A 14,292-nucleotide genomic window follows, 5' to 3' on the forward strand; every position below is an offset into this window, starting at 1 on the left:
GCCTGCTAATTCCTTGAGTGGTACTCAATGCGGAGGATAACGAAGAGCACGAGCATGAAGAGTGTGATGTAGTAGCTTACCCTGAAGGGAATGATACCAAAAAGGCCGAGGGTGTAAAAGAACGCCAGTACTAAGACGATGCTCAGCATCAGCCTGTAAGCGTGTTTTCTTTCCATGCTCCCACCTTTGAAGGATAGAGGGAGGAGTTTTTAACGTTATTGAATTTTAGTAGACGTCATCCTCCAGTACCAAAAACGCCGAGGAGACTTTGAACGGTAACCCCCTGACCCTTCCCTCGCTCTCAGCGGCGGTTAGGCTTCTTCCAATCTCCCCAACGATCTCCACGTCACTTCTCGATCTTGACTTCCTGGATGTGCCAATGGCGACTTTGAACTCACCGCTTCCTACCGGGGAGACCCGAATCCAGTTCACTTCAACCTCATCGAACCTGGAGAGCTTTTCCAGCAGGAACGCCTCCAAGGTTCTTGCTGAAACTCCCTTTCCGCCTCCGTCTCGGAGTTTTCCAGCGAGCTCCCCGATCCCCGCCTCACGAAAGATCTTCTCCACCTCTTCCTCGACTTTTTTCCGGTTTATTGGTGCAGTACCTCTTTCTCTGAGGGGCACCTCAAGAATCCGCCCTCCCTTAACATGGGTCCACGGTGCGGGCACCTTCAGCAGGGGTTTTTCGGAGGTTCTGGCCAGGTTGAACTCGTTGATCACGATCTTGGCGTCGAAGCCAGTCTCCATTGAGATAACATCCGACAAGAATCGTGCCAGCTCGGCTTTTTTCACTTCACCGGCCGAGAACGCCTCCAGGTTTCCCCTGATGAGCAGTATGTCCCTGCCGGTTGCACCGTACCTCACGGAAGCCTTTAGTCTGGCCGTTCCAATGGCAACACCGAGGGTGGTGTAAGCCCTCGAAGCGGCCTTCAGGATTGCCTCCTCGAGGTGCAGGTAGATGTCATCCGGCGCATCGAGGGAGTATGATAATTCAACGGCCTTCGGAACATTTTGAAATTCCATCGTTCCCTGGAGGTACTCAAGGAATTCAAACTTGTCCAGTTCCACCATCTCGACGTTTCTCAGTTCCTCAGGGGGTTCGGCGTATTTCCTCACGATTCTGCCGCTCCCGTATAGGAGGATCTTCTCTTCGGAAGTTCTGACGAGGAGGAGCCTGTTTTCCATGCTTTTGAGTCTCTCGGCCAGTTCGTCGAAGGTAATGGAGTCAAAGGATTCTATTACCCGCATGGTATCACCGCGAGTGTTATATGCATCCAAGTATAAAACAGTTACCTGAAGTATATGTTATAACATTCAATGAACAAAAGAGAAAGTGGAAGGTTCAGCTCCCTGTTGAGGCCGTTGCGTTGCAGGCGAGGGGCTGTGGCTGGAACTTGAACGCCCCTGGATGTAAGAGCTCAGCTATTTCCTCAAGGCCCAGGACGATCCTCGGGCCAGGACGCACCACAAGGTTCTCGTCGCTCAGAACGTAAACATGCCCGGTTTTCACCGCCGTGGTCGTGGAGAGGGGTCCGTGACACAGGTCACTCGGTTTCAGCCCGGCGTTCGGTGAGATTATTATGACCTGCGGGTCCCTGTTGATTATCTGTTCCTCGCTTGCCACGCCCCAACCTCTGACGTCGTCGAATATGTTTTTTCCTCCGGCCAGGCTCAGCAGTTCGTTGACGAATGTGCCCTTTCCGGCCGTCCAGTAACCGTTGTAGTAGCTGAGGATGAAGAACACCCTGAGTCTGCTCGTGTTCCCGATGACTGAGATAACGTAGCTCACCTTTGCCCTCATCTCGGCGACTACGAGTTTCGCCTGCTCTTCATGGTTGGTAATACTGCCCAGCAACTCCAGGTTTCTGTATATGTCACTTAAATTATTGGCGGAAAGGATGACTACGGGGGCTATCTTCGTTAGGGAGGGGAGGATTGACTTGGAGAAGTCATCGGCAACTATAAGGTCCGGGTGGAGCGCGGCTATCTTCTCAAGGTTCGCGTACTTCCCATAGCCTCCAATGCGGCTTATGTTCTTTACCGCTGGCGGGTAGTCAGCGTAGTTTGTCACACCCACTATCTCGTCGCCGGCACCGATGTAGAACAGACTCTCGGTCAGGCTTGGGGCCAAAGAGACTATCCTTTTCGGTTCGGGGGAGAGCGTAATCTTCCGCCCCGTTGAGTCGGTTAAAGTCAGCGGGTACCTGCTCCTGAACGCCTCTGGATGCAGAATCCGGGCGAGTACCTCGAGACCCTTGAGGAGGCGTGGGCTTGGATGTATTATACCCGCCTCGTCAGAGGAGTTCAACATTATGACGTGTCCGTCCTTCGCCGCGGGGGTGTTTGCAAGGGCACCACCGTAAACGTCCTCAGGGCTCATCCCGCAGTGGGGGGTGAGTATTATGTAGTCAGGTTTTCTGGCCAGGACCTGCTCCGCGCTCACCTGGGGCCATCCGGTGGTGTCGTTGAAGATGTTTATACCCCCAGCGAGCTTTATTATATCACTGATGAACGTGTCGCCCCCGATGCTCATCAGGGGTTTGTTCCAGACGACGTAAAAAACCCTGACTTTGGTCTTATTTGTCACTAAGGAAGATATCTCTTTGATCTGACGGGTGAAGAGAGCGCTCTCGTACTCCGCGAGGGACTCCCTGTTGAAGATCCTTCCGAGTAGTTTTAGGGCCCTCGGCACGTCCCCAACCCGATGCGGGTCTATGATGACCACCGGGGCTATCTCCTCAAGTTTGCTAAGGATTTCAGTGGACATGCTGTCCGCGAGTATCAGATCCGGGTGAAGCGCGGCTATCTTCTCAAGGTTCGCGTACTTCCCGTACCCGCCGATCCGTGTCGCGTTGGCGACCTGTGGGGTGTCGTCGTAGATGGTCACTCCCACTATCACGGGACTCAGGTTCAGGTACTCCAGATCCTCGGTTATGCTGGGGGCAAGGGTCACAACCCTCCGTGGCTCCTTTTTGATCTCAACCGTGCGGTTCATGAAATCCGTGACCTCTATCGGGTAGTAGGGTCTTTCGGTGGTGGTCGTCTGCGATGGGGTCGCTGACGTCAAGCCCGGTGCCGTCGATGAGCTGGAAAACGTCGTTGAAGTCTGGGAAGGTTGAGTTTGGGTGGTTGAGGAGCCTATGCATCCGGCGGCCAAGACCGCGCCCAGTAGAAGAACCAACAACACTGCAGTTTCCGCCTTCTTCATGACGCTCACCTGGATTATTTGTCCAGTAGCTGATAAGGGGGAGGGTATATAAAATTGTTGGATAAAAGTGCCAGGAGGTATATCATCCATTCCTCCTGATGAAGAGCACTGCTAAACCCGCCAGGATAAAGATCAGTCCCGCCAGCCCCAAAAGTAGCTTCCAGCCAAAAACAGAGCCTTTTTTCGCGGGGGTTGAGGTCGTTGATGGAGTTGTGTGGTTGGGGGATGGTGCATTTCCAGTCGTGGCTGGGGTGTGAGGGAGGGATGAGCTGGGGGTGGTGAAGGTTGAAGTTGTGCTGGGGGTGGCCGTGGTCGAGGTCGGCGAGGGACTGGAGGTCGTTGTGGGTGTGAAGCTCTTCGCTTCCTGGAACGCCCAGGCTATCAGGTTTTCCACGAAGCGTTCACCGTCGAACACGTAGGGGCCGAACTGGTTAATGGACAGCGGGACGGGACTACCGTACGGACTTTCACCGCTCACGATTAACACACCGGTCCTTCCGTTGGGCAGCTTAACGAACTCCACGGCAAGGAGGGTGAACACACCCGATTCCCAGACCTTGTACGTCATGGGCTCTGGGGCGGAGTTGTCCTCTATGACACCGTCCCCACTGGTGGTCACTATCCTATAAACCCCTTTGGGGATCTCCCCCACCGTGAGGGGGTGCCACTTACCGGAATCGTCTACCCACGCGAGGACCCCTGTGGTGTAGAATAGAACCTTGCCGACTTCCGAGGTGTAACCCTTGAGCAGTGTTTCCGAATTGGGTGTGCCGAGATCTGGACGAACGTAGCCGGCCACGTAGAGGTCCTTCCCAGCGTTGCTGAAGGTGTCTGTGGCTGTTGCATAGTCCAGCCGCAGATGAGCATTGGGAATCTTATCTAGGAGGTCATCGACGTTCTTCTGTACGTACGCACCTTCCCCGATATCGGCGTCACCAGAGACCCACAGTATTCTCCCGCCTTCTGAGAACCAGCCGGTTATGGCGCTGACCTCCTCGGGGGATAGTGGCTGTTTAAGCTGCCCTATGATCAGCATGTTAACACCTTTGAGCGATTCGGGGGTTATAGTCCTGCCGAGGCATTTCATCTTTCCGTTCAGTTCCGGGGCGGGGCCTATGTACCCCCAGTTGTACCAGGACAGAACGTTCACAATACCGTGGTATACCAGTTTTCCGGTCGTTGGGTCCACCACGGGCGTTACCAGGGCCACCGTGCCCTCACTGTGAGAGACGTCGACCGCTATGGTGGCGGCGCTACTTACTCCAGCAATCATCCCGATGGTGATCAGCGGGAACAACGCAAGGATCAGCACCCTCATGCTCGTCCCCCTCCATGCCTATCTAAACATGCGTTAGCGCCGGCAGATAAAAAGAAATTTTGGTGCAGTGGAAAGCGAGATTCACCCCGATTTGGCTTCTCTTCCCACTTTAAAGAGATCTACACGGGTTATTATACCCACAGTTTTTCCCTCTTTGTCCTGAACCAACACCGCGGGATGCTCCTCAAGGAGGTATTTGACGACCTCTATATCCTCGTCCTTGTTAACTATTGGAAAAGGCTCGTCCATTAGCTCCATGACCTTGTGATCGTAGATGTTGTCGTACTCAAGGCTCTGTCGTACGAGGGTTCTCTCGGTGATGGAGCCGACGATCTTGCTGCCGGCCACCACGGGAATCTGGGAGATGTTGTGCTCGTTCATGATCTTTATCACGTTCTCTACGGTCTCGTAGGGTTTTATGGATATCACGGGTGAGGACATCACATCTCTTGCCTTCAGCTGGGCGTGTTTACATTCGAGAAGGGCCTGAAGAATTCTGTTGAAAGTGGAGAGCCTCGGGTCAACCTTTCCCGCCTCAAGCTTGGCAATGTAGGCTTGGGTCACTCCTGCCCGCCTAGCCAGTTCTTCCTGGGTTATGTCGAGCTCCTTTCGGATTCTTCGTATCTCCCTTGGGTCTATGGGGCGGGGGATTATCACCATACATAACCACCGGTTATCTCCTCGGGGGTATCGGGTTATAAGTCTTCCGTAGAGCAGGGACTAAAGGTTCAGAAGAGGGTGGAATGTGGGCCGGGTACAGAGACCCGCGTTCACCCATCGCACGGGTGGATGCTCCCGGTCCTGTGGGCCCGGCGTGAGCACTCCCCGCTCATCGTTCACGGGGGCGGATTTACCGAGCCCATGAGGAGACTGTTGTCCCCTCACTGTCGGCGGTCTGTGTTGGGAGTCGGACCTTAAAAACATAGCTCATGCAGTTGATATCAGCACAACCCCAAGCACTGCCAAGAGTAGGCCCTCCATTATCCTCCTGTTGGGTGATTCTCCCAGGAAGTTCACAGCTAGGAGGGAGGCTATGACGGGGTTTATGGAGGATACTGGGGCGGCTATCTGGGAGCCCACCGTACCCACTGAGTAGACGAAGAAGTACTGGCCGAGTAATAGGCCGCTTACAGCGGCCCCCGTGAGAACCATCGCTTCCCTACCCGTGATCCTCCTCAACTCCGAGGAGTACTTCGGAAGGAAGAGGGAAACACCCACCGCTGCGAACATCATCCTCAGGCCTGCCAGGGTGAGGACGTCCAGACTTCTGGTCAGCCAGTCCATGGTGAGGATGGCGAGACTCCAGGAGATGGGTGCAATCATGGCGAAGATGAAACCCTTTGGATTAATCCGCTCCTTCTCCTCGGCCCTGCGCACGATTATTATAGCTAAAACTACCAGAATGGCCCCAATAACTACCTGGGGACGGATTCTCCTGCCAAGAAATAGAAAGGCCCAGAGTATGGCCCATAGAGGATAAGTGGATGTTATCGGGACGGTTCTGGAGACGCCCATCATCTTGAGGGCATGGAAATAGAAGTAGTCCCCCACCACAAAGCCCAGGATCCCAGAGATAAAGGCCACACCCAGCACTCCTGGGGACAGCGAGGCGAGCTTCGGAAAGGTGCCCCTGGCAAGGAATATAACGGAGTACATCACCGAAACAACGTAGAGCCGGAATATATTGACGACTACCGCGCTTTTGTTATTCATCCCGAGTTTTATGAATATGGTCGAGGCTGCCCAGGAGAACGCGGATATCAGAGCCGCCAGGATTCCGAGGAGGAGGCCATGCATACTGAAGAACAGATAATTCAGTTTAAAAGTTTAACGTTTAGATATTTAACGAAATGTCGTGAGGGTTATAAGGACCCGTGATGTTTAAGGTGGTGATGATGACCTCGGCAGAACTGACGTCAGGATGATGACGATCTTGAGTGCTGAACTTTGGGAGAATTCAAAGGGTAGGAAAGTGAAACGAAAAGTCAGCGAAGGGAGACGTTGAGCTTCCGGAGCCGGATGCCAACACCGTACTCCTTTCCTACTTCCCGTACAATGTGCTCTATAGTGTCTTTTATGTCCTTTTTAACTCTCTCGTCTGAGACTCCTGAGAATGAGCCAAAGAGGCCTCCAACGTCCTCCTTAACGAAGCTGGTCTCTATGTCCAGGTACACCGTGGAACCGCTGACTTCATGGTTCATCTTCATCCATTTGAACGTGACCCGTGGAATAAGCTTCAGCTCGCTGTGAACCCTGGCCTTGAGCGTTTCAAGGGCGGGTTCAATCCGGCTTTTGAGCATTATCTCCTGGCTCTCCTGTTTTTTCTCCTCGGTTAGTGGGGAGAGTTCTTCGATGCCCGCCTGCTTGAGGAGGGCCTCAACTTCCTTCTCCAGGTCAGCCTTCTTTGCAAGAACTTCAGCGGCTTTTCCAGGAGTTACGGCTGGGGTGGGCGCCGTCCTTGGAGTTTTAGGGGTCCTGGGAACTTCTAACTCGATCTTATGGACCGTTATGTAGTGGTTTATACTCCTGCTGAGCTCCCTGGCGTGTCTTGAAACTACGTCTTTGACTATGCTCTCAATTTGCTCCTTAGGGATGTTGCTCTCCACGACGGCGGAGAGGTTTATCTCAAATTCTCGCCTCCCTCTTACATCGAAGAACACCTTGTTGACCCTGATGCCAGCCCCCTCGATCTCACCCACCACGGTTCTGGCATAGGCGCTGAAGTAGGGCCACACCTCTTCAAGGACTGCAAGGGTAATACGGCCGTCCTTGGTGACATTGGCCGTTTTTTTCTTGTCTTTCTCGACGATCTCCTGTGGCTTGACTTCTTCCCCGTTTATTATGATGCTCGTGTCCCGTATTATGGGTTTTATGTCCGCTTCTCTCAGGATAACCGGGGCGTACTTACTGACGGCATGAAGCATGCGCTTCTCCGCGATCTCTATGTCCCTCGCGTTTCCGGTGGAGGATCCATACACGCGAACGTTTAGGTATACGACCCCTCCCTCCACCTCGGCGTCGAATTCAATCCTGCTCACGGAGAGCCCTTTGATCCTCTTTGCCTCCTTGAGGATGTCCTCGGCGTAGATCTGGAAGGCCTTCTCCGGGAGCTCTCCTCCCCTGAAGTTCACCGTAACCTTGGGCTTTCCCTGGGCGGCCGGCTTCGGTGCCGAAGGTCTGGGTTTTTCGGCGGGTGCTTCTTCCACCGTTTTGGCCTTTTCAGCTTTTTTTACTTTTTTGGGCTGTTCCTCAGCCTTCTTTTCTTCCCTTGGGGGGGTGGGGGATTTAACCGGTGGTTTGGGCTCCTCCCTGACTTCGGCCTTGAAAATGCTGTCTATCGCGATTTTAGGGGTCTGAGCATAGATATCAACGTTATCGGCGATTGAGAGCTTGAGCTCTATCTCGTCGAGGGCGTAGACATCGACCACCATCGGTCTGCCGGCAAACGATCTGAGCACGCTGAGGGCTTCCCCACCGGTTAATGTCCTCTTTTCGTCCACCAGGAGGCATTCCACCGCGAGAAGCTTTGTCTTGTCGAACAGAATTGTCACATAATACTTCCCGCTTTTATCCTTGGCGAATATTTTGAGGAAAGTACCGCTGGCCTCGGCAAGGGCCTCACGTACGAGATCCTCCAATTCCCCCGTAGAGGTTATCAGTACGTTTTCTTTTAGGGGGCTCTTATTTGGCAGCTCCATTTCCACCACCATTAGCTATATATATCCCTAGTTATTCTAAAGAATCCAAGGAGATTTATCGTGTTAGTATATCAACGCTTGTATTTAAACATTATTGTGCACAAAGGTGAGAGTCATGAAGGTGCTGGTACTCGGAGGAGGAGTCTTGGGCCGTTCGGTTGCTGAGTCGTTGAAGGGGGAATTTGACGTAACCATCATCGAAAAGGATGAAGTGCGGGCAAAAGCTCTTGAGGAAGGCGGCTTTCGTGTTGTTCCGGGTGACTTTTCATACACGGCCACGCTCCTCAAAGCGGGGGTTGATAAGGCCGATCTCGCTATAATAACAACCCATAACTCAGATACAATCAAGAGAACAGTCTACGTTATTAAAACTAACAACAAAGAAATCCCGGTGATCACGGTTCTTCCAGATGGCATGAGCATTGATGAGCTGATAAAACAGGTAAATGATGAGTTTGAGGCAGAGGTAACCGTTGAACATGCGATCTCCCCGCTTGGAGCCCTGAAAGATGCTCTCGTTAGGATCGTGGAGATGATAGGCGAGCAGAAGAATGCGAACATACTGGTTAAGAAGCTCAAGGAGCTGAGGAATTCGGGTGATTCCCTCTTAATAGTCATGCACGACAACCCCGATCCGGACTCGATATCCAGCGCGACCGCCCTTAGCGTGATCGCCCAGACCCTTGGCCTCAAGACCCAGATCGTCTACGGCGGTGACATCACCCACCACGAGAACAGGGCCTTCGTAAACCTTCTGGGAGTCGACCTCAGAAAGCTTTCCCGGGGGAGCTACGAGCTGAAACGCTACCCGTTCATCGCGGTTGTCGACTGTCAGCCCAACGGGAACCTCACCCTTTTGGAGGGGGAGGACTACAAGAAGATAAAGATAGTCATAGACCACCACCAAGTGCTTCAGCACCTGCGGGATCTTCTTCCCAAGGACGCGTTCATAGATATAAGGCCGGAGGTAAACGCCGCCGCTTCCATACTCGCGGAGTACATCCGCACCCTGGGGATACCGGTTGATACCCGCCTCGCAACGGCCCTCTTCTACGGAATCTACGTGGACACAAAGAAGTTCTCGAAGCTCAGCCACATTGAACTAAAGGCCATAGAGTTCCTGGCAGGTAAGGTGGACTACGAGCTCTTGGATAAGATAGAACACCCCGACATCTCAACGGAAACCGCTGAGATACTCGCAAAGGCCATCATAAACCGGCGCATATACAAGAACGTGGTTGTCTCAAACGTTGGCTTCATAACCAACAGGGATGCCGTGGCGGAATCGGCCGACTTCCTGCTGCGCCTTGAGGGGATAACAACCGTGCTGGTGTTCGGTATCGTCGATGACAGGATAGAGATGTCGGCCAGGACACGCGATGTCCGCGTTAACATCGGCACGGTGATGAGGGAGGCCTTCGGTGACATTGGAACAGGGGGCGGCCACAGTCAGTCTGGCGGTGCAAGGATACCCCTGGGGATATTCAGGCTCGCCAAGGACAAAAACTCCCTCCTCAGGCTGGCAGAGGAGGCGATAACGGAGAAGTTCCTTGAGGCGTTAAAAGTTAAAGAGTAGTCCTCTACCCTTCTTTTGCTTCCACGAGGATTATGTCACCTATCGCTGTCACCCTGTTGTAGGGAACGCCGACCTTTTCACCGGGAAGTCCGAGCGCAAGAACCCTCCCTCCACCCCGGTCGATTTCGATGAGAATCTCATCGACGTAGCCGACGTAGTTCCCCTTGGTGTTGTAGATCTGCTTCCCGTAAAGCCTTGAGAGTCTCATCACCATTTTAACCACCTGAATAAGTTATCCCGGTTGTATTTAAGGTTTACTTTGTTTTCCTCTGAAAGCCCGTCCTTCTGGGTGGGGGGGAGGTCAGTTCATCGGTTCATCCTTTGGGGGAAACCAACCAAGAATCTGAACATCACCACAAAGAAGGCTAGGACGGCCCCAAAGATCCCGGAGAGGTTTATGCTCAGAAGCGCACCCGGGGTTTCCCAAAGGGATTCAACACTGCCGAGGATCATAAGCGCCGTCAGCATCCCCCCGAAGTAGGTTATCGGTGTGAGGGCAGCGTCCGTAAAGCCCAAGGGCGCCGTTAGATAGAGGGCTCCAACAGCGGCCGCGGTTATGGTCAACGTAGCCGTCAGGGTGGCGTTGCCCGTGAACCAGAGTGCCCCCAGTACAAACGCCACAAGAATGCCGAGCGGATACGCAAAGGCCGATGCGTTAGTGACGGGCTTCGATGTCCAGCCCACCAGTGCCCCAAGGGTTATCCCAGCGAGGAAGAACGGAAGACTTCCCCTTATCCCCGCGCTCGTACTCAGAAATTTCACAACAACCAGAAACGCGAGGGTCATTCCTGCACCGGCACCACTCATAACCTGCTTCAGCTTGGGGTCCATTTTATCACTCCCTAACGGTCACTTTTATCAGGTCCCCGTCTCTGATGTTCAGCTCCTCCCTCAGGTAAGCGGGCGCAACTATCTCGGCGATCTTCGGCGGGTGAATGGTTCTGGATGGGACGACGATTGCTCCCTCCAGCCCTCTGATCCTGACCGGATATGCCCTCACGTCGCCAAAGGTCCGTCCCTCCTTAGTGAATCCGGGCAGTATCACTGGCCTCACGTTGCAGAGGGCATCAAATATGGTCTTTGGGAAGATTACCCGGATGTTGAGGGTCCCAGGATACGGATCAAACCCCAGATACTCCCGTATCAGGGGAGCGTATTGCTTGACGTAGTACGCACCCTCTCCGATCCCGGATACAACTTCCCCAAGGATAACGCCGTTGTACAGGACGCTGGAGATCCTGTCACAGACGTCTTCCAGAAAACGAAGTCCCTCCGGCGTTAGCTCCATGTACGTTTTCTTACCTTCCGTTTCCCGCTTGAGGAGCCCTTCCACCTCCATAGCCTCAAGAAGTCTAAGGACCGATTGGGGGGAGGTTTTAAGGCCATCTGCGAGCTCCCTAATGGTTATCCTGACCTTCTCACCAACGGCGCCCTTCTTTACCAGGATCAACAGGAGATTGAGCTTCTTCATAGCCACCGCCTCTTCGAAAGTCTGTCCGCAAGCCTGAGCGGTTTGGGGTAGCCCCCCTCAAGCACCGCTCCCACTATATTGACCGCGGACTCCAGGTCCACCAGATGACCGACGCTTACATAAGCTTTTCCCACGCGTCTGTAAGAACCTTTGGGACTTCCTCGAAGGGGACGCTTTGCAACCCCAATGGTCGGGCTTCCAAGCAGTAGACCTATGTGGCTGGCCAGCCCGTAACCGCGTGGGTGGGCCCTTCCGTGCCCCTCCACAAGGAGGACGTCAAACTTCTCCCCTTTAAGAACCAGCAGTAGAGGTCTTGTCTCCTTGAGGAAGAAAAACGTAGACATGTACGGTACTGGGACCTCGGTTTCCACAACCTTTTCTCTTAGAGGGGCACAGTCCGGAAATGAACAGAGAACGAAAGCGGCCCTTGCCTTACCCTCACGGTACGAAACATCGACGGCCCCCACCGTTTCGGTCTCTTCGGGTCTGAGACCTCTTTCAACGATCCTCTCCGAAAGCTTTTTCTGAACCTCCGCGAGCCGGTTCAGCTTCAATTCACTAATCACATAATCACCTAATTATGTAATTGCTCAATCCTTTAAAATACCCCGTTCAATTTTCTCTTCAAGGCCCCTGTTGAGCTTGGCCCGAGTAAGGTCTTCTAGTGTTCTTTCAAGGACGTGCCTGGCCTGATCCTGCTTCTGGCGGACGTTCACTAACCCCTTGGGGTACTCCAGCGTCATCAGCTCCTCATAAACCTCCTCCATGAAGCGATAAGTTTCCTCTGCCCCTTCAAGGTTTCCTTCGAGGAGGAGCAGAAGGAAGTGTCTCCTGAGCTCACCGATGAAATCGCCGATTCCAAGGGCGTAGTCCGCGTAGGGCACCCCAAGTTCTTGGGGAGACGGGAAATCCCTGCCGGTCATATATGCGAAGAACAGGCTGGCCTCAACGAACTCCTGATGAGCACTCTGGACGTAGCCGGTGTGGTAAAGGTCTGGATGGTCATTCAGCCTCTTCCTTAACTCCTCAACCTTTTCACGGGTGAGTTTCAGCCTCCCCACCGCTTTCTCAACCTCTCCTCTGTGAAGGGCCTTTATCGTGTCCCCGCTCATCCGGACTATCTCCCTCGTCAGCCTCAGCGCCTCCTCCCTGAGCGAATCCTTCCCATCGAGAACCTCTCTAATCTCGGCTATTATTTCCTTCAGCTCCATGATCTCACCGGAAGAAGTTTGACAAAGGGGTTAAAAATGTGGGCTCGGCCCATCTCCATCCCTCATCGGTGGCCGAACGGCGTCCTCCGGTGATCCGGAGGGCGAGCCCTGTCCGCCCGGCATCGTTGCACCCGTTCATCGCTGCCCGAACGCTCCCGGGCCCGGGCCGCCGGGCGTCGTCGGATGCTTATACGAATGATTTTCAGGGGAAATTTTAAGGATTTCGGAATAAATAACTGATGGGAATATTAAACCCTTAAATTCATGCCGAAAATTATATAAAGCGATGAACAGACCCGCTCATACAGACGTTTGAGGTGACGGTCATGGCCGAGAAGGTTAGGAACATAGTGGTTGAGGAACTCATGAGAACCCCAGTTGAAATGCAGCAGGTTGAGCTCGTTGAGAGGAAGGGTATAGGGCACCCGGACAGCATAGCGGATGGCCTCGCCGAGGCCGTCAGCAGAGCCCTCAGCAGAGAGTACGTTAAGAGGTACGGAATCATCCTCCACCACAATACCGATCAGGTTGAGGTCGTCGGCGGAAGGGCCTACCCCCAGTTCGGTGGCGGTGAGGTTATCAAGCCGATATACATCCTCCTCTCAGGAAGGGCCGTTGAGATGATCGACCGCGAGTTCTTCCCGGTTCATGAGGTCGCCATAAAGGCGGCGAGGGACTACCTCAGGAAGGCCGTCAGGCACCTAAACCTCGAGAACCACGTCGTTATCGATTCCCGTATCGGGCAGGGGAGCGTTGACCTCGTTGGAGTCTTCAACAAGGCCAAGGAGAACCCGATCCCCCTCGCAAACGATACCAGTTTCGGAGTCGGCTACGCCCCACTTAGTGAGACCGAGAGGATAGTTTATGAGACAGAGAAGCTCCTCAACAGCGACGAATTCAAGAAGAAGTGGCCTGCAGTCGGTGAGGACATCAAGGTCATGGGCCTCAGGAAAGGTGACGAGATTGACCTCACAATAGCAGCCGCCATAGTGGACAGCGAGGTTCAGACTCCGGACGACTACATGGCCGTCAAGGAAGCCATTCACAACGCGGCGTGGGAGATAGTCGAGGCCCACACCGAGAGACCCACGAAGGTCTACGTTAACACAGCAGACGATCCGAAAAAGGACATATATTACATCACCGTCACGGGAACAAGCGCTGAGGCAGGGGATGATGGTAGCGTCGGAAGAGGCAACCGCGTCAACGGACTCATCGCTCCCAACAGGCACATGAGCATGGAGGCGGCCGCCGGAAAGAACCCGGTCAGCCACGTTGGTAAGATATATAACCTCCTCTCTATGCTCATAGCCAACGACATAGCCGAGCAGGTCGAAGGAGTGGAAGAGGTCTACGTCAGAATCCTAAGCCAGATAGGCAAGCCCATTGACGAGCCGCTCGTCGCGAGCGTCCAGGTCATCCCTAAGAAGGGCCACAACCTTGAGACCATCCAGAAGCCGGCCTATGAGATAGCGGATGCATGGCTCGCTGACATAACCAAGATACAGAAGATGATACTGGAAGACAAACTTAGCGTCTTCTGATTCTTTTCTTCACATGTTTTTAACGTTCGGAGGTTCACGAAAACTGAAGAAAAGGAAACCACCCTCAAATCGACGGGTAGCCGTTCTGCTTGAGAACCCTTACGAGTTTCGCTTCCTCAAACATTAAACGTGCCTTCTCTTCCTTGACTTTTGTGAGCTGTTTAACGGTGGCGCCCTTCTGGCGGGCCAGCCTTACAAGCCTCGCCTCCTCAAGCATTAGGAGTTTCTTCTGCTCCTTTACAACGTGGAGCTTCTTCCTGAGAAGC

Annotated in this window: 15 protein-coding genes; 2 read left to right on the top strand and 13 right to left on the bottom strand. The window is 53.6% G+C overall.

Features of this window, described 5'->3' with window-relative positions; translation table 11 throughout:
- Nucleotides 1–5: 5 nt before the first annotated feature.
- From MVK60_RS08610 to MVK60_RS08640, 7 genes are all read right to left on the bottom strand, one after another.
- On the bottom strand, nt 6–176 hold the full coding sequence (locus tag MVK60_RS08610; RefSeq protein WP_297438384.1) for a hypothetical protein: 171 nt from the start codon (nt 174–176) through the stop codon (nt 6–8).
- 49 nt (nt 177–225) lie between these two features.
- Nucleotides 226–1,248: a hypothetical protein gene (locus MVK60_RS08615; RefSeq protein WP_297438386.1), complete on the bottom strand. Its 1,023-nt coding sequence runs from the start codon at nt 1,246–1,248 to the stop codon at nt 226–228.
- Nucleotides 1,249–1,342: 94 nt separating this feature from the next.
- The gene (locus MVK60_RS08620) at nt 1,343–3,208 is read right to left on the bottom strand and encodes an ABC transporter substrate-binding protein (protein ID WP_297438388.1); all 1,866 of its coding nucleotides are present in this window, start codon (nt 3,206–3,208) and stop codon (nt 1,343–1,345) included.
- A gap of 82 nt (nt 3,209–3,290) precedes the next feature.
- The gene (locus tag MVK60_RS08625; protein WP_297438390.1) at nt 3,291–4,526 is read right to left on the bottom strand and encodes a hypothetical protein; all 1,236 of its coding nucleotides are present in this window, start codon (nt 4,524–4,526) and stop codon (nt 3,291–3,293) included.
- An 81-nt stretch (nt 4,527–4,607) separates the two neighbouring features.
- Nucleotides 4,608–5,186 (bottom strand): CBS domain-containing protein, encoded by a 579-nt coding sequence (locus tag MVK60_RS08630; RefSeq protein WP_297438392.1) that lies wholly within the window; start codon nt 5,184–5,186, stop codon nt 4,608–4,610.
- A gap of 267 nt (nt 5,187–5,453) precedes the next feature.
- Complete coding sequence (locus tag MVK60_RS08635) at nt 5,454–6,323, bottom strand: DMT family transporter (RefSeq protein WP_297438394.1); 870 nt, start codon at nt 6,321–6,323, stop codon at nt 5,454–5,456.
- A gap of 188 nt (nt 6,324–6,511) precedes the next feature.
- Nucleotides 6,512–8,224, bottom strand: a complete 1,713-nt coding sequence (locus MVK60_RS08640) for a hypothetical protein (protein WP_297438396.1) — start codon at nt 8,222–8,224, stop codon at nt 6,512–6,514.
- A 115-nt stretch (nt 8,225–8,339) separates the two neighbouring features.
- On the opposite strand from MVK60_RS08640, the gene MVK60_RS08645 reads away from it, so the two are divergent.
- Complete coding sequence (locus MVK60_RS08645) at nt 8,340–9,800, top strand: DHH family phosphoesterase (RefSeq protein WP_297438398.1); 1,461 nt, start codon at nt 8,340–8,342, stop codon at nt 9,798–9,800.
- A gap of 4 nt (nt 9,801–9,804) precedes the next feature.
- Here MVK60_RS08645 and MVK60_RS08650 read toward each other — a convergent pair whose 3' ends face one another.
- The 5 genes from MVK60_RS08650 to MVK60_RS08670 all read right to left on the bottom strand — a co-directional run bounded on the left by MVK60_RS08650 (nt 9,805) and on the right by MVK60_RS08670 (nt 12,482).
- Nucleotides 9,805–10,014 (bottom strand): PRC-barrel domain-containing protein, encoded by a 210-nt coding sequence (locus MVK60_RS08650; protein ID WP_297438400.1) that lies wholly within the window; start codon nt 10,012–10,014, stop codon nt 9,805–9,807.
- Between the two features lie 92 nt (nt 10,015–10,106).
- Nucleotides 10,107–10,631, bottom strand: coding sequence for a hypothetical protein (locus MVK60_RS08655; RefSeq protein ID WP_297438402.1), 525 nt, complete (start codon nt 10,629–10,631; stop codon nt 10,107–10,109).
- A gap of 4 nt (nt 10,632–10,635) precedes the next feature.
- Nucleotides 10,636–11,271: a CTP-dependent riboflavin kinase gene (locus MVK60_RS08660; protein WP_297438403.1), complete on the bottom strand. Its 636-nt coding sequence runs from the start codon at nt 11,269–11,271 to the stop codon at nt 10,636–10,638.
- Complete coding sequence (locus MVK60_RS08665; RefSeq protein ID WP_297438481.1) at nt 11,268–11,834, bottom strand: endonuclease V; 567 nt, start codon at nt 11,832–11,834, stop codon at nt 11,268–11,270. The genes MVK60_RS08660 and MVK60_RS08665 overlap by 4 nt, the downstream gene beginning before the upstream one ends.
- 27 nt (nt 11,835–11,861) lie before the next feature.
- Nucleotides 11,862–12,482: a haloacid dehalogenase gene (locus tag MVK60_RS08670; protein ID WP_297438405.1), complete on the bottom strand. Its 621-nt coding sequence runs from the start codon at nt 12,480–12,482 to the stop codon at nt 11,862–11,864.
- Nucleotides 12,483–12,808: 326 nt separating this feature from the next.
- On the opposite strand from MVK60_RS08670, the gene MVK60_RS08675 reads away from it, so the two are divergent.
- Nucleotides 12,809–14,026 (top strand): methionine adenosyltransferase, encoded by a 1,218-nt coding sequence (locus tag MVK60_RS08675; protein ID WP_297438407.1) that lies wholly within the window; start codon nt 12,809–12,811, stop codon nt 14,024–14,026.
- Nucleotides 14,027–14,090: 64 nt separating this feature from the next.
- Here MVK60_RS08675 and MVK60_RS08680 read toward each other — a convergent pair.
- Nucleotides 14,091–14,292, bottom strand: a 202-nt coding sequence (locus MVK60_RS08680) for a hypothetical protein (protein ID WP_297438409.1), incomplete at its 5' end; no start/stop codon positions are given.

The organism is Thermococcus sp., from assembly GCF_026988555.1.
GTDB lineage: Archaea > Methanobacteriota_B > Thermococci > Thermococcales > Thermococcaceae > Thermococcus.

What these genes read in the sequence shown, in the direction of transcription:
- MVK60_RS08610 (WP_297438384.1), bottom strand. Translation starts at nt 176, where the DNA reads ATGGAAAGAAAACACGCTTACAGGCTGATGCTGAGCATCGTCTTAGTA.
- MVK60_RS08615 (WP_297438386.1), bottom strand. Translation starts at nt 1,248, where the DNA reads ATGCGGGTAATAGAATCCTTTGACTCCATTACCTTCGACGAACTGGCC.
- MVK60_RS08620 (WP_297438388.1), bottom strand. Translation starts at nt 3,208, where the DNA reads ATGAAGAAGGCGGAAACTGCAGTGTTGTTGGTTCTTCTACTGGGCGCG.
- MVK60_RS08625 (WP_297438390.1), bottom strand. Translation starts at nt 4,526, where the DNA reads ATGAGGGTGCTGATCCTTGCGTTGTTCCCGCTGATCACCATCGGGATG.
- MVK60_RS08630 (WP_297438392.1), bottom strand. Translation starts at nt 5,186, where the DNA reads ATGGTGATAATCCCCCGCCCCATAGACCCAAGGGAGATACGAAGAATC.
- MVK60_RS08635 (WP_297438394.1), bottom strand. Translation starts at nt 6,323, where the DNA reads ATGCATGGCCTCCTCCTCGGAATCCTGGCGGCTCTGATATCCGCGTTC.
- MVK60_RS08640 (WP_297438396.1), bottom strand. Translation starts at nt 8,224, where the DNA reads ATGGAGCTGCCAAATAAGAGCCCCCTAAAAGAAAACGTACTGATAACC.
- MVK60_RS08645 (WP_297438398.1), top strand. Translation starts at nt 8,340, where the DNA reads ATGAAGGTGCTGGTACTCGGAGGAGGAGTCTTGGGCCGTTCGGTTGCT.
- MVK60_RS08650 (WP_297438400.1), bottom strand. Translation starts at nt 10,014, where the DNA reads ATGGTGATGAGACTCTCAAGGCTTTACGGGAAGCAGATCTACAACACC.
- MVK60_RS08655 (WP_297438402.1), bottom strand. Translation starts at nt 10,631, where the DNA reads ATGGACCCCAAGCTGAAGCAGGTTATGAGTGGTGCCGGTGCAGGAATG.
- MVK60_RS08660 (WP_297438403.1), bottom strand. Translation starts at nt 11,271, where the DNA reads ATGAAGAAGCTCAATCTCCTGTTGATCCTGGTAAAGAAGGGCGCCGTT.
- MVK60_RS08670 (WP_297438405.1), bottom strand. Translation starts at nt 12,482, where the DNA reads ATGGAGCTGAAGGAAATAATAGCCGAGATTAGAGAGGTTCTCGATGGG.
- MVK60_RS08675 (WP_297438407.1), top strand. Translation starts at nt 12,809, where the DNA reads ATGGCCGAGAAGGTTAGGAACATAGTGGTTGAGGAACTCATGAGAACC.